At 52.2% G+C, this 22,084-nt stretch carries 17 protein-coding genes; 6 read left to right on the top strand and 11 right to left on the bottom strand.

Features of this window, described 5'->3' with window-relative positions:
• Positions 1-136: 136 nt before the first annotated feature.
• From Q5741_RS08265 to Q5741_RS08225, 9 genes are all read right to left on the bottom strand, one after another.
• Positions 137-2,035: an ABC transporter ATP-binding protein gene (locus tag Q5741_RS08265; protein WP_305023599.1), complete on the bottom strand. Its 1,899-nt coding sequence runs from the start codon at positions 2,033-2,035 to the stop codon at positions 137-139.
• Positions 2,032-3,837: an ABC transporter ATP-binding protein gene (locus Q5741_RS08260; protein WP_305023598.1), complete on the bottom strand. Its 1,806-nt coding sequence runs from the start codon at positions 3,835-3,837 to the stop codon at positions 2,032-2,034. The genes Q5741_RS08265 and Q5741_RS08260 overlap by 4 nt, the downstream gene beginning before the upstream one ends.
• Positions 3,834-4,316 (bottom strand): MarR family winged helix-turn-helix transcriptional regulator, encoded by a 483-nt coding sequence (locus Q5741_RS08255; RefSeq protein ID WP_305023597.1) that lies wholly within the window; start codon positions 4,314-4,316, stop codon positions 3,834-3,836. Before Q5741_RS08255 ends, Q5741_RS08260 begins: the two co-directional genes overlap by 4 nt.
• A gap of 231 nt (positions 4,317-4,547) precedes the next feature.
• Positions 4,548-5,558, bottom strand: a complete 1,011-nt coding sequence (locus tag Q5741_RS08250; RefSeq protein ID WP_305023596.1) for a formylglycine-generating enzyme family protein — start codon at positions 5,556-5,558, stop codon at positions 4,548-4,550.
• Between the two features lie 245 nt (positions 5,559-5,803).
• Positions 5,804-7,537, bottom strand: coding sequence for a sensor histidine kinase (locus Q5741_RS08245; protein WP_305023595.1), 1,734 nt, complete (start codon positions 7,535-7,537; stop codon positions 5,804-5,806).
• A gap of 238 nt (positions 7,538-7,775) precedes the next feature.
• Entirely contained in the window at positions 7,776-8,822 is a 1,047-nt protein-coding gene (locus tag Q5741_RS08240; RefSeq protein WP_305023594.1) for an NAD(P)/FAD-dependent oxidoreductase, read from the bottom strand.
• A gap of 244 nt (positions 8,823-9,066) precedes the next feature.
• Positions 9,067-11,418 (bottom strand): helicase C-terminal domain-containing protein, encoded by a 2,352-nt coding sequence (locus tag Q5741_RS08235; RefSeq protein WP_305023819.1) that lies wholly within the window; start codon positions 11,416-11,418, stop codon positions 9,067-9,069.
• 132 nt (positions 11,419-11,550) lie between these two features.
• A complete protein-coding gene (locus tag Q5741_RS08230; RefSeq protein ID WP_305023593.1) occupies positions 11,551-12,819 on the bottom strand; it encodes a GAF domain-containing sensor histidine kinase in 1,269 nt (422 codons plus the stop codon).
• Between the two features lie 166 nt (positions 12,820-12,985).
• Positions 12,986-13,879, bottom strand: a complete 894-nt coding sequence (locus Q5741_RS08225; RefSeq protein ID WP_305023592.1) for a glycerophosphodiester phosphodiesterase — start codon at positions 13,877-13,879, stop codon at positions 12,986-12,988.
• A gap of 295 nt (positions 13,880-14,174) precedes the next feature.
• On the opposite strand from Q5741_RS08225, the gene Q5741_RS08220 reads away from it, so the two are divergent.
• The gene (locus tag Q5741_RS08220) at positions 14,175-14,666 is read left to right on the top strand and encodes an antibiotic biosynthesis monooxygenase family protein (RefSeq protein ID WP_305023591.1); all 492 of its coding nucleotides are present in this window, start codon (positions 14,175-14,177) and stop codon (positions 14,664-14,666) included.
• Positions 14,667-14,731: 65 nt separating this feature from the next.
• On the opposite strand, the gene Q5741_RS08215 is transcribed toward Q5741_RS08220, so the two are convergent.
• Complete coding sequence (locus Q5741_RS08215) at positions 14,732-16,744, bottom strand: putative bifunctional diguanylate cyclase/phosphodiesterase (protein WP_305023590.1); 2,013 nt, start codon at positions 16,742-16,744, stop codon at positions 14,732-14,734.
• Between the two features lie 239 nt (positions 16,745-16,983).
• Here Q5741_RS08215 and Q5741_RS08210 point away from each other — a divergent pair, with 239 nt between their 5' ends.
• Together Q5741_RS08210 and Q5741_RS08205 are read left to right on the top strand one after the other, a co-directional pair.
• Positions 16,984-18,936 carry an LTA synthase family protein gene (locus Q5741_RS08210; protein ID WP_305023589.1) on the top strand — a complete coding sequence of 651 codons (1,953 nt, stop codon included), beginning with the start codon at positions 16,984-16,986 and terminating at the stop codon, positions 18,934-18,936.
• 155 nt (positions 18,937-19,091) lie between these two features.
• Complete coding sequence (locus tag Q5741_RS08205) at positions 19,092-19,262, top strand: aspartyl-phosphate phosphatase Spo0E family protein (RefSeq protein WP_305023588.1); 171 nt, start codon at positions 19,092-19,094, stop codon at positions 19,260-19,262.
• A 68-nt stretch (positions 19,263-19,330) separates the two neighbouring features.
• Here Q5741_RS08205 and cidR read toward each other — a convergent pair whose 3' ends face one another.
• On the bottom strand, positions 19,331-20,230 hold the full coding sequence (cidR, locus tag Q5741_RS08200; RefSeq protein ID WP_305023587.1) for a cidABC operon transcriptional activator CidR: 900 nt from the start codon (positions 20,228-20,230) through the stop codon (positions 19,331-19,333).
• A 183-nt stretch (positions 20,231-20,413) separates the two neighbouring features.
• On the opposite strand from cidR, the gene Q5741_RS08195 reads away from it, so the two are divergent.
• From Q5741_RS08195 to Q5741_RS08185, 3 genes are all read left to right on the top strand, one after another.
• The gene (locus Q5741_RS08195; protein WP_305023586.1) at positions 20,414-20,785 is read left to right on the top strand and encodes a CidA/LrgA family protein; all 372 of its coding nucleotides are present in this window, start codon (positions 20,414-20,416) and stop codon (positions 20,783-20,785) included.
• Positions 20,782-21,462, top strand: a complete 681-nt coding sequence (locus Q5741_RS08190) for a CidB/LrgB family autolysis modulator (RefSeq protein WP_305023585.1) — start codon at positions 20,782-20,784, stop codon at positions 21,460-21,462. The genes Q5741_RS08195 and Q5741_RS08190 overlap by 4 nt, the downstream gene beginning before the upstream one ends.
• Before the next feature lie 240 nt (positions 21,463-21,702).
• Positions 21,703-22,047 (top strand): winged helix-turn-helix transcriptional regulator, encoded by a 345-nt coding sequence (locus tag Q5741_RS08185; RefSeq protein ID WP_305023584.1) that lies wholly within the window; start codon positions 21,703-21,705, stop codon positions 22,045-22,047.
• The last annotated feature ends 37 nt before the right edge of the window (positions 22,048-22,084 follow it).

The following is a 22,084-nucleotide window of genomic DNA, read 5'->3' as shown; positions in this document are numbered from 1 at the left end:
TACAGGACCCATGCACCTTACGCCGGCTCGGGTGCCGGGGAATCCGGCTTCCTCCTTTGTGTTTTTACGCCAAAAGGCATTCCACCCTGCGCCAATACGCGGAATGAAATGCCTGAAGAATAGTTGAATTCCTGGTTTACCCTGCCTGCACGGTGCTGTCCGAAAACTGGCTGTTGTATAGATCGGCATAGAAGCCCCGACGTTCCAGCAGCTCTTCGTGCGTGCCCTGCTCAATAACAGTACCTTTATTCATTACCAGGATCAGATCTGCTCCTTTAATTGTAGAGAGCCTGTGGGCAATGACAAAGCTGGTCCGGTTTTGCATCAGCCGGTTCATTGCCTCCTGAATATGAATTTCGGTCCGGGTATCCACGCTGCTCGTTGCTTCATCAAGAATAAGGATCGCCGGATCTGCCAGGATGGCCCTGGCGATCGTCAGCAGCTGCTTTTGCCCCTGTGAAATATTAGAAGCTTCCTCATTCAGCACCGTGTTATAGCCATCTGGCAGTGTACGAATGAAGTGATCCGCATGGGCAGCCTCTGCGGCCCGTATAATTTCTTCCTCCGTTGCACTTTCCCGGCCATAAGCGATGTTATCGTGGATCGTACCGTTGAAGAGCCACGTATCCTGCAGCACCATGCCGAACAGGCTGTGCAGATCGCTGCGCTTCATATTCGCAATGTTAACGCCGTCAACCGTAATCTCACCGCCCTGCAGTTCATAGAAGCGCATCAGGAGGTTGATCAATGTTGTTTTACCAGCACCTGTTGGTCCTACAATGGCAACCATCTGGCCAGGTCTCACATTGACGTTCATGTCTTCGATCAGCGTCTCACCTTCCTTGTAGCCGAACTGGACATGATGGAACCCGACCGCACCCGCTGGCGAAGTCAGCCGGGCCGGAGAAGATACTTCCGCCACTTCCTCCTCTTCATCCAGCAGCTCGAAAACCCGCTCAGCCGAAGCGATCGTCGATTGAATGATATTCGAGATGTTCGCGGCCTGTGTAATCGGCTGACCAAACTGCCGCGAATATTGGATAAAGGCCTGGATGTCCCCGACCGTAATTCGGCCCCGGGTCACGAAGATCCCGCCAACTACACAGATCAAGACATAACCCAGGTTATTTACAAAGTTCATCAGCGGCATAATCGTACCGGAGATAAACTGCGCCCGCCAGCCGGAATGGTAGAGTTCTTCATTGATTCGTTCAAACTCGGCTTCCGACTTGACTTCATGGCCGAACGCCTTAACGACTTTATGTCCGGTATACATTTCTTCAACATGTCCATTCAGTTCACCCAGAGCCGTCTGCTGTCCCTTGAAATGAACCTGAGAACGTTTGGCCACCATGATCGTTACGATTAGGCTCAACGGCAGGGTGAACAGCGCAATCAGCGTCATCAGCGGACTGATCGTCAGCATCATCACAATAACACCGATAATCGTCACCACAGACGTAATCATCTGGGTCAAACTTTGCTGCAGCGTCGTGCTGATATTGTCCACATCATTGGTCGCCCGGCTGAGAATTTCCCCATGGGTGCGGGAATCAAAGTACTTGAGCGGCAGGCGTGTCAGCTTGTCGTTGATCTGGGTACGCATGTCATAGACCACTTTTTGCGCTACCCCAGCCATCAGATACTGCATCACATAGCTGAACAGTGAACTCAGCAGGTACAGACCAATTAGGATATAAATAATCTGGGCAATTCCCTGGAAATCAATATGAGCTCCCGGAACTTTCTTCATAATGCCAAAAATGCCTTCAAAAAGCTTATCCGTCGCCTTACCCATCACTTTCGGACTGACAATAGAGAAAATCGTACTGAGTATCGCTGTAACGAATACAGCAATCAACTGATTGCGCTTCGGCTGCAGATACCCGGTCAGTCTCCGCAGCGTGCCCTTGAAGTCCTTCGGTTTCTCACCCTTCATTCCCATTCTGCCGGGCCCCATGCCGCCCGGAGGTCCCATCCCGCCTCCTGGCCGGCCGCTTCGGCGGGAACCTGTATGACTTGGCTGCTCACTCATGCAATCTCCTCCTCCGACAGCTGGGATGATACGATCTCCCGGTATACTTCATTGCTTTCAAGCAGTTCCCGATGCGTCCCTATACCGGCGATCCGTCCTTCATCCAGTACAATGATACGGTCAGCATCCATGACGGTGCTTACACGCTGGGCGACAATAATGACGGTAGCCTGCTGGGTCTCTCCCTTCAAAGCCGCACGCAGCTTCGCATCGGTCTTGAAGTCCAGCGCCGAGAAGCTGTCATCGAACAAATAGATGCCCGGCTTGCGGACAAGTGCACGCGCGATGGACAAGCGCTGTTTCTGACCGCCGGATACATTACTGCCGCCCTGGGCAATAGCGGAATTGAAACCGTCCTTCATCGAGGCAATAAAGTCGGTGGCCTGTGCTACGTCAGCCGCATGCCGAATCTCCTCATCGGATGCATCTTCCTTGCCGTACCGGATATTCTCGGCAATGGAACCTGTGAAGAGCACCGCCTGCTGCGGCACATAACCAATTTTGGCCCGCAGGTCCTCCTGTGTTATCGAAGATACCTTCCGGCCGTCTACCAGAATCTCTCCCTCGCTCACATCGTAGAAACGCGGAATGAGATTCAGCAGCGTTGATTTGCCTGAACCGGTACCGCCGATAATGGCCGTAATCTCCCCGGGACCCGCAGCAAAGCTGATCCCCGATATAGCCGGCTTCTCGGCGCCCGGGTAGCTGAAGGAGACATCATGGAACTCAACATACCCTGCTGTTGGCGTTTCCTCCGTCTCATCCATTTGGTCCGCGACCTCATCTTGCTCTGCATCCTCGTATTGTCCCGCTTTCTCTACCAGTTCCTCTCCATTCACCTGCAGCGGGTCAACGATGACCGGCTTCATATCGAGCACCTCGTTAATCCGGGATGCGGAAGCAGAGGCCCGCGGAACCAGAACGAAGATCATGGACAGCATAATGAACGAGAACATAATCTGCATAGCGTATTGGATAAATGCGATCAGGTCGCCAACCTGCATGTATCCATCACGGATACGCAGACCTCCGAACCATACGATCGCAATGGTCGAGAAGTTCATGACCAGCATCATAACCGGCATGAGGGCTGCCATAATCTTGTTGACACGGATCGCCGTGTCGGTCAGATCCGTATTGGCAGCTGTAAAACGAACACGCTCATGCTCGGTCCGGTTGAAGGATCGAATGACGCGGATTCCAGTAAGCTGCTCCCGCAGCACGAGATTTAATTTGTCCAGCTTGACCTGCATCGCCTTGAAGAGCGGAATTCCCTTAGCCGCTACAATCCAGATGGCTATCGCAAGCACAGGCAGTGCCACCACCAGCACCAATGTCAGCTTGGCATCCTTCGACAGTGCCATAATAATGCCGCCGATGCTCATGAGCGGCGCCATGATCATCATGCGCAGCATCATCACGAGTACCTGCTGGACCTGGTTAACATCATTCGTAGTCCGGGTGATCAATGAGGCCGTGCCGATCTGGTCAAACTCCTGCAGTGAGAAGCGCTCGACATGTCCGAAGATCCGGCTGCGCAGCCCGCGCCCGAAGCCTGTAGCTACCTTGGCCGAGAAAAAACTGGCCGCAATGGAGCACAGTACACCTCCAGCCGAGACCAGCAGCATGAAACCGCCGATTCGCCAGATATAAGGAACATCCCCTTTGACAATGCCCTTATCCACGATGTTCGACATCAATGTGGGCAGAAACAGCTCGCCCAGCGTTTGAAAAAAGACAAGAATCAGTACCAGTGCAATCATGCCTTTGTAAGGAGAGAGCATCCGGAATAATTTGGTCATGGTTCATCACCCTCATCTGTTGAATGTTCTTGGTTATCTTTCATTTCCTTTAGATACTGAAAGGACTTGCCCAGCAGTTCAATCAGCTGCAGCGTATCTTCCTCTCCAAGTCTCTGAACCAATCCGTCAAAGGTGCTGTGAATACGTTCGTGGATCCGTTTCAGCAGTTGTTCGCCTTCCGGCGTCAGCGTAATGCGAACTACTCTGCGGTCTTCCGCATCATGCCGGCGCTCGACCAGACCATCGTTCTCCAGCCCGCGGATCACAGGTGTAATGGTCGGAGATTTGACGCGCATCCGCTGGCTAATCTCTGATACCTTCAGCCCCGGACCGCCGCTCTCCATATGTTTCTTGACCGACATTAGCACCATCACTTCGCTTGGTGTCCTTCCTTCCGCCTGCCATCCGCGCAGCGGCACACGCTTGAACTGCATAAACGCATACAACAGCCTCTGGGCAGGTGAGTCACCCGATTTCATTGGCAGCCTCCTTCATCCCACGGCAATAAGCCGATTGTTATAAATTTAAAATAGTTAGTCATACAATTAAATAGGTAACCTAATTATAATTCCGTCCTGATGTGCAAGTCAATCCTGTATCTGCAGCTGCAAAACACAAGTCAAAAAGCCGATCCCCGCTCTGCGGTAGAACCGCTGCAGGGAATCGGCTGTATGGAATTTAATTCTTTCTCATTTGCTGCTCGTGGAAGCTTAGACATGGACTGCACAGCGAAACCCAAAGCAGCAGGCACTCAGGACAGGGTCAGCCCCTCTTCGGATATAGGGCAGGGATTGATCAGCAGTTTCCCCGTACAGGCCGCCGCGCAGCACCTTCTCGTTGCCAGAAGCAGGGCCTCCTGCGGCTTGATTCCGTTCCGTCTCATGGTCTTGGAGCGGCTCCAGCCAATCAATGCACCATTCCCACAGAGTATCAGCCATATGATACAGCCCATACCCGTTCGGAACGAATGAGCGCACCGGCGAGGTTGCCGGGTACATTATCCCTCTGGCCGGCTCTGCATTGACTCGGTCTGGGCTTCCTTCCACAGGCAGGGAGGAGACCGGTGAGCAATGCTGCATCAGATCCCTTCCGCCCCGGGCAGCATACTCCCACTCGGCTTCCGTTGGAAGACGTTTACCTGCCCAGCTGCAGTAAGCTGCAGCATCTACCCACGATACATGAACGACCGGATGATCCATTCTGCCGGACAGATCGGTGTCTGGGCCGTAGGGATGCCGCCAATCTGCACCGGCTACAGCCATCCAGGTCCCGTCCTCTCCTTCATGCAGCACATGGGCAGGCTCTGCTGAAACAGCCAGCGACTGATGGACCCAGGAAGATCCCTTCTCTTCCGCTTCCGTTACATAACCCGTATCCTCGGTAAATTCGAGAAATTGTGCATTCGACACAGCACAAGTGTCAATATAGAACGGTTTTATTGTTACCGCTTTCATAACCGGCGGGTGTAATGGCTGCCGTGTCCGGCTATGTGCTCCCGTCATTACAAATTGGCCGCCGGACAGATATACCATACCGTCATACTGGACCATTCGCTTGGCTGCAGGCCACCGCATGAGCCACTCCGGCCGGGCATCGGGGAGAGCGGGCTCCACTGCAGGCGGAATGCCCAGCAGTTCATCCATATCCGTCCTTATCCATGCGCCGTTCCTTGTGAACCCTGCCCCTTCCGGGGATAACGCGCTGCCGAAGTCCGTACCCATACTCATCCCTCCCGGTCTATTCTAAGAAAGCCCCCTTAACCGCCGACAGCCTGCCGGTGGTCTCGGAGGCTCTTTTAACCTTATTCTGGACCCGACGTCTTCATCCTGATGATGCAGACATACACTCATGTTTTTCAACACGACGACTATGCAAATTGTATTATATACAAATTTAAAAGACCGCATTCTCTCCGTCAAGGGACAATCGGCTTACTTCAGCAGCTTTTTTGCAGCGCACGGATTCTTTAGATCGGAATACTTACCCGGAACTCAGTCCCCTGCTCACTGCTCTCCAGTTGAATACTGCCCTTATATTTGGCTAGAACCCCGCGGATAATAGACAGCCCCAGCCCGGAATGTCCCGTGTCTCCTTTGGTACTGAACCCGCTCTCGAAGATCTTCTCCCTCAGCTCGGGCGGAATGGGCAAGCCATTATTGAACACTTTGAAAATCAGCCTTCCCTTCTCATAATTCCCGGTTACACGCACGATCTTGTCTGCGACATCGGATTGCAGCAGCGCATCAAAGGCGTTATCAATCAGGTTGCTGAGTATTCGCACGAGCTCCGTTGATTTCACGGTTCCCAGCTCCAGCTGCTTCAGGTTCATGATGTCATGCTCAAAAGTTATTCGTTTCTCAACCGCCTGTGTATACTTGGCCTGTATCAGCGCGGACAGAGCAGGGACATTAATATTGATCATTTCACCCAGGACACGGGATTCTCCGCTCAGCTCCCGGGTATATTTCTCCAGCTCGTCATACTGCTTCAGGGCAACCAGCAAATTGATAGTGGTTAAGTGATTGTTAAAATCATGGCGCTGCTCACGGATGGAACGGAACAGGGAATCAATATTCTCGACATACAGATCCTGTACGCTGCGCGCCGCCCGTTCGGTCATTCGGCGAATCCACGCCAACCCGGCCAGCATGGCCGCCAGCAGCACAACGGTTACGATGCCGATGATGACAGAAATTTGCACCAGCTGTACCCGGAGCGCCGATTGAAGTCCTGACAGATCGGACACCAGGCCAATAACGACAGGGTATTCCGTTTGGGCATTCATATACGTCTTCAGGACGGGTTTGCCATTCATCTCTGTCTCATAATATGTATTCGTACCCAGGTCGACAGCCTGCCGGACATAGGATCTGTCCTCACGGTCCTTGTAATCATAAGAGCCAAAAAGCACTTCCCGGTCCCGGTACCAGGTAACGCCGGAGTTAATATTCGGTTTCTTCTCATTCAGAAAAATCGGACTGTTAAACACTGTAATTTCCAGCGTGTGGCTGTCCTGATTGTTCTCAATAATCCGTCGGATGACTGCGTTGGCGCCCGTCGTTTCCTGATAAGTCCTGAAGGTCGTATCATGGATATACGGATCAATAATATAGTTGGTCGTCCCGTCGTGGTAATATCCCCACTTGTCTACATTTCTCATATTCGTTGCAGAGGTGTTTAGCGGACCGCTCCAGTAGTGCGGTAAAGCGAGACCCGACTTGACAGTAACCTCCTTGCCATCCAGCAGCTGGTTAAAGGCTTCGAACCAATCATTCGTCCAATCCTTCGTACTCATGCCAATTTCTTTGGGATCAGAGGATTTATAGCCGATAATATCGTCGCCTTCGCGCTTCATCAGCGTAATATGATCGACACCGATTTTAGCGCTCAGCACCTTTAATTCATCATTGGTTACCTTCTCGATATCCGGGTCCAGCTGAGCCTGGGCTGCGACAGCGGCTGCACGCAGATAGACCGCCAATCCGTCTTCGAACTGCTTTTCCCCTTTGAGCGACAGCTCCAGGGATATTTTAATCTCATCGCCAATCAGTCTCATCTTCTCATTCTGGGCTTCAATCAGCGCTGAACGCGCAGAGAAGTAATACACCGTATTGACTACCAGCAGAACAGCCAGCATGAGGGATACGACGAGAATCGTCACTTTGGCACGACTTGCGTGAGCCGTCTGACTTCGGTTCATGCTCAGCCATTCCTCCAATATAAGCTTCTTTCGCAATCCTTACCATCATACCATTTTCACAGCGGAGAAAGTGACAAAATCATAAAAATTTCGCCTTCATTCGACACCTTTTCTTTCTTATAACATACTTTAAACACTCCCTGCCGCACAATCAGCAGAAGGCTGTTTCCCAACACAAAAAAACTGCTGCTCTGGTAAAAGAAGCAGCAGTTCAATCTGTGTATTCAGGACCTGTATGTTAGATTTTCTGTTCGTCTCCGACCAGTCCAAGCGCTTTGTTCCGCTCCTTGAACCGTTCATTATGAGAAGAGACGTACCCTACCTTATCTGCCTTCGGGTCGATTCTTAACTTCGCATTGTTCACCGCATTGATCCCGTCTGTAAAAGATCCTGCAATGAGCCGTACTTTGTTCGGGTATTGCGCAAGATCACCTGCGGCAAATATGCCCGGAATATTGGACTCCATCTTCTCATCCACGACGACATGGCCCTCGTTCATTTCCAGTCCCCACTGCTTCAGCGCATCCAGATCTGCGCGCATGCCGTGGTTTACAATAACATCATCCACCGGCAGCCGGATCGATTCTCCTGTCTCCAGATGGGCAATCGTCACCTCTTCAATACAGGAGCCGCAGCCATGCAGCTCAGCAATGCCGCACAGCGTACACACGTCCACACGGGACTGCCTCATCTGGGCAACATGCCGCTCATGCCCCCCGAATTCTTCACGCCGGTGCACGACGGTCACACTTGCCGCAATCGGTTCAAGGGCATTGGCCCAGTCTACCGCCGAGTTCCCGCCGCCGGAGATGACCACGCGTCTTCCCCGGAATATCTCCAGCTCCTGGACGGTATAATGCAGGTTCGTCACCTCATAGCGGTCCGCCCCTTCAATCTCAAGCTTTGCCATTTTGGGAACACCATACCCCATACAGAGAATAGCGGTTTTGGTATAATGGCGTTCACCTGTTGCTGCAGTAAGAATGAAGTTACCATTGTCCAGCCTTTCCAGTCCGGTAATTTGCTGATTAAAGACCAGATCAGGTTCGAATGTCTGTGCCTGCTGGATGAGCTGCTGCATGAGCTGCGCTCCTGTAACAGGGGTCAGCCCTCCCACATCCCAGATGATTTTCTCAGGATAATAATGAATTCGTCCGCCCAGCTCGGGGTTGAATTCAATCACCTTCGTCTTCAGATCGCGCATGCCGCTGTAAAAGGCCGTATACATCCCCGCCGGTCCGCCGCCAATAATCGTCACGTCATACAGTTCCAGATCCTCAAACATGCTGTTAGCTCCCATCCATATATACTCTCAGTCTCATTCATCTGCATTATCGTTATGTAAGGGGGTTTGGAAAAACTCCCGAAAGCTTGTTTTTAGTTTGATAATGATAATTACTCTCATTTATTATAACAGTTCCTCCGCATTTCTCAACCCTTCCAATTCGGCAAACCTGCGATTTATACCAAAGCAGGCCCCGGCCAAGGAGATTTCTCCCCGAACCGGAGCCTGCTCTGGATTGGCTGCCTTAGAGATCTGCGTTCAGATCTATCGCCTGTTCAAGCTCATCATCGTCTGAACGGATACCTGCCGTCAATAAGGTATACTCCTGCCAGGCCTCCGGCAGAAGCTGCGCATAAGGCAGCTGCAGGAAGCGGTCATCCACCAGCACCAGCACCCCGGTGTCTGTCTCGGTCCGGATGAGCCTGCCGCCGGCCTGCTGCACTTTGTTCATCCCGGGGTACACATAGGCATAATTAAAGCCGCTGCGGCCTGTATCGCTGAAATAGTCACGCAGAATATTACGTTCGACCCCGATCTGCGGCATCCCTACTCCTACAATTACCACACCGTTCAGCCGGTTACCGGGCAGATCAACGCCCTCGGCGAAAATGCCGCCAAGCACAGCAAAGCCGATTAAAGGCTGTGCGGGCTCAGGCTGAAAAGCAGCAAGGAAGGCATCCCGTTCCTCCTCGCTCATCTGCCCGCTCTGTACGAGGATATCGGCATCCGGCTGAAGCAGGACGAACGCTTCGTATACTTCCCGCAGGTAGGCATGGGAAGGAAGAAACACGAGCAGATTGCCGCCATTCTCCTCAGCCAGTCCCAGCAGCATCCGGGCGATCGGTCCTTTGGAACGCTCCCGGTCACGGTAGCGGATCGATAAAGGCATCAGCCGCACGTCCAGCTGCTCCTTATGAAAAGGCGATGCCACCTGCAGCGTATAATCGTCCTCTGTAGCGCCCAGCATATCCCGGTAATAATGAAGGGGAGACAGGGTTGCCGAGAAGAAAACCGTACTACGGAAGCCTTGTGCAGCCTGCCGCAGCAGTTGGGACGGGTCTCTGCACAGCATCTTCAGCCGCAGCTCACTGCGGGATGCTTCAGCATAGGTGACGTAGCGCTCATCATACAGCCGGGCAATGCGCTGAAAGTTCTGGGCCATGAAATAGGTATCGAGCAGCTCCGCATATTCAGCTCCCGCCTCGTGCGGATGGAGCAGTTCCTCTTCTGCCGCCGCAGTGAACGGCTCCAGCAGTTCGAGCAGGGCAGCGGGAGCCCCTTCCCAGAGGCTGAAGCCCACGTCACTGCTCTGCTTGCGCAGGTCCAGCATATGGGCATTAATAGCTCCTGCCGTTTGCGCAACAGCCGGGTTCAAGGTCTTGAAGCTGCGTTTAAGATTCAGGAACTGCGACTTGGACAGCTCGGACGAGAACATCTCCCGGGCGCGATCCACCAGGTTGTGTGCCTCGTCCACGAGCAGGACACTGCGGCTGCGGACAGCTTCCGGAATCCGCTTCAGTGAGATACGCGGATCAAAGATGTAGTTGTAATCACAAATCACGGCATCAGCGGCGTAAGCCGCGTCAAGGGAGAATTCGAACGGGCAGACCTGATGGCGGCGGGCATACTGTTCGATCACTGAACGAGTGATGAGCGTCTCATGACCCAGCAGGTCCAGCAGGGCATCATTAATCCGGTCATAGTAGCCCTCACACATGCTGCATTCACCGCTGTCGCATCCCTGTTCCTCCTTGAAGCAGATTTTATCCTTTGCCGTTAGAGTGACGACATGCGCATGCATTCCCTGTGAAGCCATCAAGGAGAACGCTTCTTCCGCAGCCGTCCGAGTCGTCGTTCGGGCTGTCAGATAGTAAATACGCCGTACATCACCATTCTCCATGGCCTTCATGACTGGAAAGAGGGTGGAGATCGTCTTGCCAATCCCGGTCGGTGCTTGCGCCAGAAGCTGCTGCCCTTCCGCTACTGTCTTGTATACTGCACCTGCCAGATGGCGCTGACCGGCACGGTAAGACGGGAAAGGGAACTGGAGACCGGCCAGACTTTCCGTGCGCCTGCGTTCATGTTCCTGCATTAACCTGGCATAAGGGGCATATGCCTTCAGAATCTGATGCACATAGTCCTCCAGCTGATTATAATCCATGGTGCGCTGGAGTCTCCGCTCTTCTCCGGAATTTACCTGGACGTAAGTCAGCTGAATATGCATCACCGACTGCTGCCGCTCCCGCGCAATCATGTATCCATAAATGACAGCCTGAGCCCAGTGCACCTCATATCCGTTCTCCAGGCTATCCAGACTTAATGCGGTTGATTTGATTTCATCCACCATCAGCTCTCCGTCCCTGTCAATCAGACCGTCACAGCGGCCTTCAATGGCGAAGATGAGCTCTTCATATACCAGCTCTGCCTTGAGCAGCAGCTCTCTCTGGTCCTGCTCGCCATACGTCTGCTGGATACGCTGGTGTATCCGTGTTCCTTCCTGCATGCTGCTGTTCGTGCGGAAGCCGGCCTGAATGCTGCCGCTGCGGTAGACATACTCGACCAGAGGTCTGACCGAGATTTGAATGGTATACGTCAATACGATCACCCGTTCCGGTTTGATAACTTCACTTTACCATGTTTATGCAGCACAAAAAAGGCACTGCGGATTTGCAGTACCTTTCCCTCTGTTCTATTGTAATCCCCCGCGTGTAATCCTCCGCGATTCACGTCAATGAGCCGGCAGTTGATCCTCCAAGTGCTGATAAATTCTCAGCGGAACCGTAAAGCACAGGCGGATTCGTTCGTCTTCAATAGGCTCGACTTCGATGTTCCCGCCCAGCATGGTTACAAGCTGCTTGCTGATATACAAGCCGGGACCAATCCATGTGCCCCGATCTTTGGCGGAGAGATGGTGAACCTCATTAAACGCATCCATCAGCTGGGCTATGGTCTGGCTTTTCTTAACTGAATCGTGGTGAACCAGCGTAAAACAAAGCTCGGCAATGTCGGAAGAGGGATGTACTTCCTGCACAACTTCAATGGTCATATGGCGGGTCTCCATAATATGCACGACGTAGCCCAGCAGTTTGCTGATAACCCATTCCAGCTTACCGGCATCTCCAATCAGAACGGTGGATATCTCCTCTTGGACGCTTAAAGAGATTTCTGACGCCGATTGATCAAGACGCAATTGCATCTGGGCAATCACATTGTTTATCATAAAGCGAAGGTCAAAGGGTTCTTCTTCGATCTGCACAGAGCCGGAGTCAAGCTGGCTGTAATAGACAACATCGTTAATCAGTTCCATCAGGGATTGATTGCTGGTCTTAATAACATCGACGTAATTGCGCTGCTCTTCGGTCAGCTCCGATTCCTGAAGCAGATCGGTCATGCCCATGATGCCGGTCAGCGGCATCATGATTTCGTGTCCCATCAGCGAGAGAAGATCCTGATTACGTTCAGCCGTTCGTTCCAGCCGGCTGTTCATCTCGGTCATCTCCTCCTGCCGGGCCTGCAGCGTCTTGACCGCCTGCTCCAATTCCGCTGCATACCCGAGGAACAGTGCCATAGACTGCAGAACCTCGATTTCCTCATCACTATAGCTGTAAGAGGGATCGTCCAAGGCGCAGATCGTCCCGCACCATGATCCATCTTCGGTTCTGACTGGAACCCCGATGAAGGAGCGGTCTCCGAGCTCCCGAGTCACATTCCAACTGCTAACGATAGGATGGGAAGCCGTGCTGGGGATGATCAGATGCCCTTCACCCTGCTCCAGGACAAGGCTGCAGTAGGTCAACGAGAACGGGAGCTCGTCTCCTTCCTGAATGACGGGTTCATCACGGTTGAATACTTTCATCATTCGGTTGGTTACTCCGTCATTATGAGCGATAAAAACGGTATCTGCCTGCAAAACCCCGCTCAGCACGGACAGCACATGCTCAGCTGCCTGATGCAGACCGGGAACGTTGCCCAAGGCTTTCGATTGAATGTCTGCCATTGTATGAATCGCCTCATTCTGTTCCTGATTAACTAGCTATAATAAAAAAAGTGCGGGCTATTCACCCACACTTACGACAGTTTCGGCGTATGTTTATGGTTATGTTACTACAGCAGAAAGCCGCAGCAAACCTTATACAAAAGTATAACCTTTTCCAGCGTCCCCGTCAATTGAACCTAACGTCAACGTTAATGCCCTTTGGACCGGATCGGAGGGAGTTTTCCTTCTGCTCTGTCTCAAAGCTGCTGCTGCGCCACAGCACGTAATCAGGATAGTCTGTAATAATCCCATCCACCCGGTAGGCGAGTAAAAGCTCAGCCTGATTCGGTTCCCTAACCGTCCAAACCATCGTTTTCAGATGATACTGGCGGATCTTGCGGATGGCCTCCTCGGTCACAAGCGCAAGATGCGGATTAACATACTCTACCGTACGAGCCAGCCTTCTCAATCGGTCACTGTCCAAATCACGGTCATCGTAGGTGAGCAGTCCCACAGGAATAAAAGGAAGAAACTGTTTGAAGCGGACCAGACTCTCCAGATCAAATGATTGAACGATGACCGGCGGAGCACCGCTGCGGGTTAATCCGTGAACTTCCAGCTCCTGCGCGAGCCTCTGTTCAATTCCGGGGTACAGTGACGGCTCCTTGATTTCAATTAGGTATCCCACACCTGTTCGTGCGTACCTCGTCAGGAAATCGGTGAGTGACAAAATGCGCTGTCCCCGGTAATCCGGACCATACCAGCTGCCTGCATCCAGAGCCTGAAGCTCACGCAGAGTCATATCCCTGACCTCTCCTTTGCCGTTCGTCGTGCGATCCACGCTCAGGTCATGAATCACGACAAGCTCTCCGTCCCGGCTGAGCTGGACGTCCAGCTCCAGCAGATCAGCCTTCATGTGAACGGCCATATCAAAGGCTGCTGCGGTGTTCTCCGGGGCATAACCTGCTGCTCCGCGATGTGCAATCGTCCATATGGCTGCCGTATCTGCCCCCGCTGCTCCGGCAGTTACAGCAGCCCCAATCGCTGCGGCCATCAGCAGTGAAGTTACCTTCTGATTCATGGCTTCTCACTCCTCTGCATATGTCTTCACGGTATCTGAATTCACTATGTCAGCATATTCCCGACTATAATGGGAAAGTGTCATAGCTTTTCGTAAATATCTACAGTTATTTGTTATAATTTAAACCCGTGATATCTGCCTTCATGACTCCGGGAAGACTTTACCGGCAGTTGGTGGGCCCGATGATTTGGGTATACAATACATATGAGTGCCGAACCTCGGCAAATGGCGCTGTCCCTCATGATAACCCATCCGGGTCTTGCCTATTCCAGATTCTGCTGAAGGAGGCTTTACCATGTTTGTTTATTTTGTCAATGAAGCGATTCCGGCTGCGCTGGGTGCGGAGCCCCATCTGACCCTGCGTGATGACGGCAAAGAATACTATCTCTTCGAGACGACGGACTCCTATCAATTGGAGACGACGGATACACCGTCCTACGAAGCCATTGATGCCTTCGGGTCACTTGCTGGAGGAGCACACGCTGTTATGAATAACATTCCAGTCCGTGAAGAAGGCCGTCCCGCCTTCGAGGAACGTTTCTTGAATCGGGCACGCAAGGTGGAAGAGGAGCCAGGATTTATCGGCATTCGGGTGCTGCGTCCACTGAACAGTGATACCTATGTTATCCTTACAATCTGGGAGACGGAGGAGCATTTCAAGAGCTGGCAGCAATCGCAGGCCTACAGCCATGCCCACCGCAAACGGGAACAGCCTGAGGGTCTTACGCAATCCAAGCCGGACATTTTCCCGCGTCCGTCTTTCGTGACTACGTATAAAATTCTATGATTTACAGCAAAACAAAGCAGCCTGATCTCTAAGAGATCAGGCTGCTTTTGTATATCGTTATTGGGCTAGCCGGCTGATTGCATGGAACGCAGCCAGCCGTCAAGCTGTTCAGGCGGCATGGGTCTGGCGTAGAAGAATCCCTGCATAACCCTGCAGCCTCTCGAGAGCAGAAAATCAATCTGCTCCCGTGTCTCCACGCCTTCAGCGACCACATCCAGATCCAGATTATTGGCAATAGCAATAATATTACTGATAATTGCCTGCTTCTTGGGCAGATTACTGTGACGTATAAAAATTTGGTCAATTTTCAGGATATCAATCGGCATTTCATCCAGCGTACCCAGTGAGGAATAACCGGTGCCGAAATCATCCAGGGATATACGCACGCCCAGCTCGCGAATGGCTCTCAGCTGCGCACTTGTATCCTCCATATTCATCATCGCGATCGATTCTGTAATTTCAAGCTCAAGGAAGGCCGGATTCAGACCGGCCTTGTGAAGCGCCTGACTCACAACCGTATACAGCGAGCCGCTCTCGAATACCCGGGCCGACATATTCGCGGAGATAATGGTGTGCAGGGACTCCGTCTCCTGCCACTGTTTCCCCTGTCTGCACACCTCCTCCAGCAGCCAGTGAGTGATAGGAACGATCAATCCTGTCTCCTCGGCAATCGGGATGAATTCGGCTGGTGAGATCCTCCCCAGCTCCGGATGCTGCCAGCGCAGCAGAGCTTCCAGCCCAACGAGCCTGCCCTGCTGTGAATCCCATTTGGGCTGGTACTCCAGAACGAACTCACGCTGCTGGAGTGCCTTGCGAAGGTCCTTCTCCAGCTCCATACGCCGCACCTGCTGCCGGTCCATCTCCGGATCGAACAGACTGCAGCAGTTTTTGCCCAGGGCCTTCGCATGATACATGGCCATATCGGCAGCACGCATCAGGGCAGAGCGATTGCGGCCATGCAGCGGGGCCAGGCTGATGCCAATGCTGACCGTCACATACAGCTCATTCCCCTGCACCCGGTAAGGACGCTTGAGTTCATGGAGCACTTTCTCAGACAGCGCGAGCGCCTCGTCCGCAGCCAGATGAAGGCCGGCGACCAGGAACTCGTCACCCCCTAACCGGAAGAGTGCATGTCTGTCCTCCGTGCTGGTTCGGAGCTGACCGGCAATGAGCTTCAGCAGCTCATCCCCGATGTCATGGCCCAGCGTATCGTTGATCGATTTGAACCCGTCCACATCAATGAACAGCACCACACCCTGCTCATAGGTAAATTCGTGGTCAAAGAAACGGTTTAATCCCAGGCGGTTCGGCAGCAGGGTCAACGGATCACTGTATGCCATCCGTTCATACAGCCTCCGCTCCGCATACACGGATACCCAGGAAGCGGCAATAACGACGATAACGGTCAAAATAATACCGCCGAGGAGAATGATCTGAGGGCCTTGTTCCTCATGCATCGCCATCCCGCCGTGATTGCTGTACAACTGTGTAGCGGACATGCCCGTGTAATGCATACCGCTGACGGCTGCGCCCATGATGACGGCACAAAGCAGTTTCCAGCGGGCGAACTCAGGAGAACTGCGGAATTTGCGGAACAAGGAAAGAGCTGTATATGATGCGCCCAAAGCGATCAGCACCGACAGCAAGACTCGCCAAGGGTCATATTCAATATGGGCTTCCGTCTGCAATGCGTGCATGCCAATATAATGCATACCGGTAACACCACTGCCCATGACCAGTCCTGCCAGTACACGCCGAGTCAAGCCCAGAGTGTCAGTATAGGAGATACGGAAGGCAATCCACGAAGCCAGAATCACAACAACCGCTGATAAAGCGGTCCACAGAAGATGAAAAGAATAGGCCATTCCCAAATGAAAGGCCAGCATGCCAGTAAAATGCATGGACCACACCCCGCAGCCCAGAACGATGCTGCCTGACCAGAGCCAGACAGACCTTCCGGCACGCCCCGGCTTGGAGCCTTTACTGATTAGGGTTAGAGACGAATAGGAAGCTGCTACTGCAATCAACAGGGATAAAGCGACAATCCAGCCAATATAGTGCACATAAATTTCTGTCATAGGTTGTCCTTTCAGCCAGTCAGGCCTGTGAGTGGATATATTGTCCTTTTATTAAATCGGTGTGAAGCAGCCAAAATATTACCCCACATGTTCTGTACAGGCAGAGACTGCAACAATCTCCCGAGTTTTGACATGGTTTGCAGCCGCATAGGATAATAAGAAGATAGCCTTCTTGCTGAAAAAACAGCTTAACTCAATCGTACCCGGGCGGGTATGCATGGAAAAGGAAGTGGAGGAAGTTGTCACGCGATCAAATTAAAACTTTTGTCAGCATTCCCTTTGTGTGGTTCACTCTCCTGCTGCTGCTTAAGAGCTATCTGGCCTGGTCTGTGTTGTTCGACGGCAGTTCCCCCTGGAAACCGCTGCTGACCGAGATTCCCTGGATCTGGCTCTTTTTTTGTCTGATTGAATGGCTCGCCGGCAGACGCAGGATGATTTATTACATGATCTTGAATTTACTGCTGACCGGTATTTTCTTTGCCGCCATTATGTACTACAAATATTACGGCGTTATTGTTACTTATCATGCACTAGCCCAGGTCAATCAGGCAACTGCCGTTAAGAGCAGCATGTTCTCCCTGCTTGATCCGTACTATTTATTTATTTTCACTGATATTGTCGTCATTGCCGGCATGTGTTTCTCCCGCAGACAGCGCAGCCGCCTCATGAATCTGCCCGCAGCAAAAAGCCGCAGATGGTCCATGCCTGTCCTGCTAGGAATCTCCCTTACGGTCTGCTTGTTTAATGTATGGCCAAACCGTGCCAGTATGAATGAACTTACTCAAGCCAGCCACATGGGGATTCTTGGTTATGAGGCTTATACGATGCTGGCAGACGATAATCCGGCACCGGTTCCAGCAGCACAGATCACACAGCAGGCGATTCATACCTTAAAACAGATTCCATCACAGGATTCGAATGCCTACACAGCCCTTGCAAAAGGCAGGAACGTTGTTGTCATCCAACTGGAATCATTTCAAAATTTTCTGCTCGGACTGAAGATTGATGGCAAGGAAATCACACCTAATCTGAATGCTCTTGCCAAACAAAGCTTGTATTTTCCGAACTTTTATCAGCAAGTTGGTCAGGGCAATACATCAGATGCCGAGTTTGTAGTGAATACCTCCTTCTATATTCCGCCGGACGGTGCAGCGACCCAGGTCTACGCGCACAAGGAATTGCCCAGTCTGCCCAAACTTCTGGCAGCTAACGGATATCAGACCGCTACCTTCCATACGAACAAGGTGACCTTCTGGAACCGTGACCAGCTGTACAAAGCTGTAGGCTTTGGACATGTGTATGATTCCTCCTACTTTGGAACAGAAGATCCTGTCGCCTTCGGCGCTTCGGATGAGGTGCTCTATGCCAAAACGGCACAGAAAATGTCAGAGCTGTCGAAGAGCGGGCAGCCCTTCTATGCGCAGATTATTTCTATGTCCGCTCACCATCCCTATCATTTGCCGGAGCGCAAGTACAAGATGACGCTGCCCGGCCGCTATGAGGATACACTGGTGGGCGACTATATTCGCTCCCAGAATTATGCCGATCAGGCGCTCGGCCTGTTCATCAAAGATTTGAAGAACCGCGGCCTCTGGGATCAGAGCCTGATTGTGGTTTACGGGGACCATCTCGGACTGCCGATCTACTCGCTTAATGGGAAGGATCGGGAGCTGATGAAAGAGATTTACGGAAGAGACTATACCAACGCGGATATGATCAACATTCCGCTGCTTGCGGCCGTTCCGGGAGCGGTTAAACCTCTGGAAGTGGTGCAGACTGGCGGCCAGGTGGATGTGCTGCCGACCATCGCCAACCTGGTTGGCATACCACTGGATGGACAGATTCATTTTGGACAGGATCTGCTCAGCGGCTTCAGCAATCTGCTGCCTCAGCGCTATTATCTGCCTTCAGGGTCCCTGCTCAACAGCAGTGCTCTATTCATTCCGGGGGATGGCTTCGAGGATGGCCTGCAGCAGCCGCTCTACGCATTCACCTCGGGGGACGCATCCGTTCAGGCTGTGATGTCCGGAACAGGAGCTGACGATGAGGAAACAGGCCAAGAGGCCGCCATACCCGCTCCACGCACTGCGGATCCGCAGAGCAGCGTCAGCGAAAGCGACTATGAACGTGCGCTCCGGCTGCTTCACCTGTCCGACAGCTATGTCAGTCAGCTGCCTGAGCGCAAGCGATGAACGATTCCAAAAAAAATTTTTGCTTCAAAAAGCAGGAATTTGACGATTTATTAATGAATGAAGATAAAGAAAAATGGTAGAATAGTCGATAAATAGAGTAGATGGTTGATCCTAGTCTCTCGTCGATGGTCGCGAATACATGAGGAGGTGGGCTTGTGAACCTCAAAGAAATTGAAAAGCTGATGGAACAGGAACGTCGGGAACTGAATCGCATGGCAGATCAGCATGGTCTGAAAGATGGACGGGTCTTGGACAAGTCTTCACAGCTTGATCGCATCATAGATATATACAGCCGCATTAAGAGATCCGCATTACAGAGCAACTAACACATTCGACAACAGCCGCTCCCCCTTCGGGAGCGGCTTCTTTGCGCGGCGCTCCGGCAGCTGTGCCGCTAGCTCGGTCTGCGGTTCTGGCGGAGCAGCCTTTGGGTAAAGGCAATCCATTCCCTGGCGGCAAAGGATAGATAACGGTCTTTACGCCAAATCATCCCAAGCTGCCAGGGAATGGACGGCTCCATCAGCCGGATGACCCGGACCCGATCCGGATCCATCTCCCGGCAGATGGTCTCCGGCAGGAGAGCAACCCCCAGCTTGGCCGCTACCATTTCGCTGATCAGGTCCCACTGGGAGCTTTCATATACCACATGCGGCTGGAAGCCGGCACTTACACACTCGGCGATGATCCGGTCATGCAGCGTGAAGTCTTCCCGGAACAGAACGAATGAGTCCTGGGCAAGCTCATGCAGCGCAACTTCCTCCCGCCCGGCAAGCGGATGTGTCGGATGAACGATCAGCTTCAAAATCTCATCCACAAAAGAGTAGCAGCCGAAGATTCCCTCATCGGTCGGCAGTACAACGACCCCGATATCCAGTGCACCGCTGGCCACGTCTACCTCTACCTTTTTGGCTCCATCCTCAAACAGCTGAATGGTAACCTCCGGATATGCCTTATGGAATTCACCGATCACCATGGGAAAGAAGCTGGAACCCACCATAGGAGGCAGTCCGATCCGGATATGCCCTTTTTTGATATTCATCAGATCACCCAGCTCTGACGACAGGTTCTGAAAAGATTTCACGATCTGCTGGGCCTGCTCTTCAATGACAATCCCGGCATCCGTCAGCTCCACCCGCTTGCCCACCCGGGCAAACAGAGTTACGCCCAATTCTTCTTCGAGGCTTTTGATTGTCTTGCTGATCGTCGGCTGTGTAATAAACAGCTGCTGGGCTGCTTTCGTAAAGCTCCTGGATCGGGCAACCTCCAAAAAATACTGTAAATGCCGGATATCCATCGTCCGTTCCTCCCGCTCTTTTATCCATAGCCAAATGGAATAGTGATGATTCTATTTATTCATTTTACCCATGAAAGAAACAGGTGTAAAATTTTCATATCGAGATGAAAACAGTAAATCATTTTCGCATAGATGACGTGAGCCACTGACACCAAGAGCTATTACGAAAGGAGATCATCCAGAATGGCCCGTGTAATTAAAGGGATTCTGCAAATTGCTGTACTTATGGCTTTTTCCTATATTATGAACCTGGGCGCAAGCGCACTGCACCTGCCTGTACCTGGCAGCATTATCGGAATTGTCATTCTGTTCGCACTGCTGCAGCTGAAATGGATACGATTAAGCTGGATTGAGATCGGCGCCGGATGGCTGCTCGCGGAGCTGCTGCTCTTCTTTATTCCGTCCGCAGTCGGGATCATGAACTACTTTCCAATGATGGAGCATGACGGTCTGCGCATTTTGTTCGTTGTGCTGTTAAGCACGTTTCTGGTTATGGCCGCAACCGGCCTCATTGCCACGGTAATCGCCAAAAGAAAGGAGCATCATACCTCATGATTGGATTTCTCTGCCTGCTGCTGACACTTGGCATCTACTGGATGGCCAAACGCATGTACCGTACGCTGCCCAAGGTATATCTGTCGCCGCTGCTGATCACTCCGATTGTGGTCGTGATTATACTGCTGGTCGCCGGTATTCCTTATGCTTCTTACCAGGAAGGCGGTAAGTGGCTGACGCTGCTTCTGCAGCCGGCAACAGTTGCTTTTGCCGTTCCGCTATACAAATACTATAACGTTCTCAAGAAACATGCCGGCGAAATTATCGTCAGTGTCCTGTCCGGCTCGGTTGTAGCCATCACCTCAACGGCGCTGCTGGCCCGCTGGATGCATCTGGATGATTCCCTGATGAACAGCATCGTTCCGCGCTCGATCACCACACCGATTGCGATGAATGTATCGCAGGTGATCGGCGGGGTTCCGACGATTACAGCCATCTTCGTCATTATTACCGGCTTATCCGGCATTCTAATCGGCCCCGTGATCTTGAGACTGTTCCGCATTGAAGGCGAAATCGCCCGCGGCGTACTGTTCGGTACCAGCGCCCATGGTACCGGAACCTCCAAGGCCTTCGAGCTTAGCTCGCTTACCGGGACGATCTCCAGCATTTCCATGATCCTGGCTGCCTTGTTTACACTTATAGCCGCACCGCTGATGATGGGCCTGATGGGTCACTGATCAACAAAAAAAGCTTTTGTCCTACAGACAGAAGCTTTTTTTGATATGTATATTTATACAAAAATACCATCATCAAACCGCAGGTGCCATTAAATAAACAGGTTACTTTTCGAAAGCAAATAATGATTCCCTATTCGCTCTACAGCCAGTATAATAATCATAGCAGGCATCAGAACAAAGCATACATGATGATGCGGATCATATAGGATACACACAATTGTAACGAGAGAGGTGATCGCCATGACCATGATTCCACAGAAGAAGGAGCGCTGTCCAATCACGGCGGCGATGGATATTCTGGGCAAAAAGTGGGTGGTTCTCATCATGTATCGGCTGCTGTCCGGTCCCAAACGGTTTACCGAGTTGGAAGCCGAGATGGAGATCAGCGGCCGATTGCTCTCCGAGCGCCTGAAGGAGCTGGAGGCTGAAGAGATTGTCACCCGCCACATGTATCCGGAAATTCCGCCCCGCGTTGAATACGAACTCACCGAGAAGGGCCGAGCTATTGAGCCCCTCGTGCAGGATATATACGACTGGTCTGTACGCTGGCATGTTCAATCGCCTCAGAAGCAGAATGAGTGCTGATTAATCTATCCATATCCCCACACCCCCTGAACCAGGT

It is taken from the genome of Paenibacillus lacisoli, from assembly GCF_030580655.1.
In the GTDB taxonomy this organism is placed as follows: domain Bacteria; phylum Bacillota; class Bacilli; order Paenibacillales; family Paenibacillaceae; genus Paenibacillus; species Paenibacillus lacisoli.
This window is presented reverse-complemented; position numbering and strand designations above follow the sequence as displayed.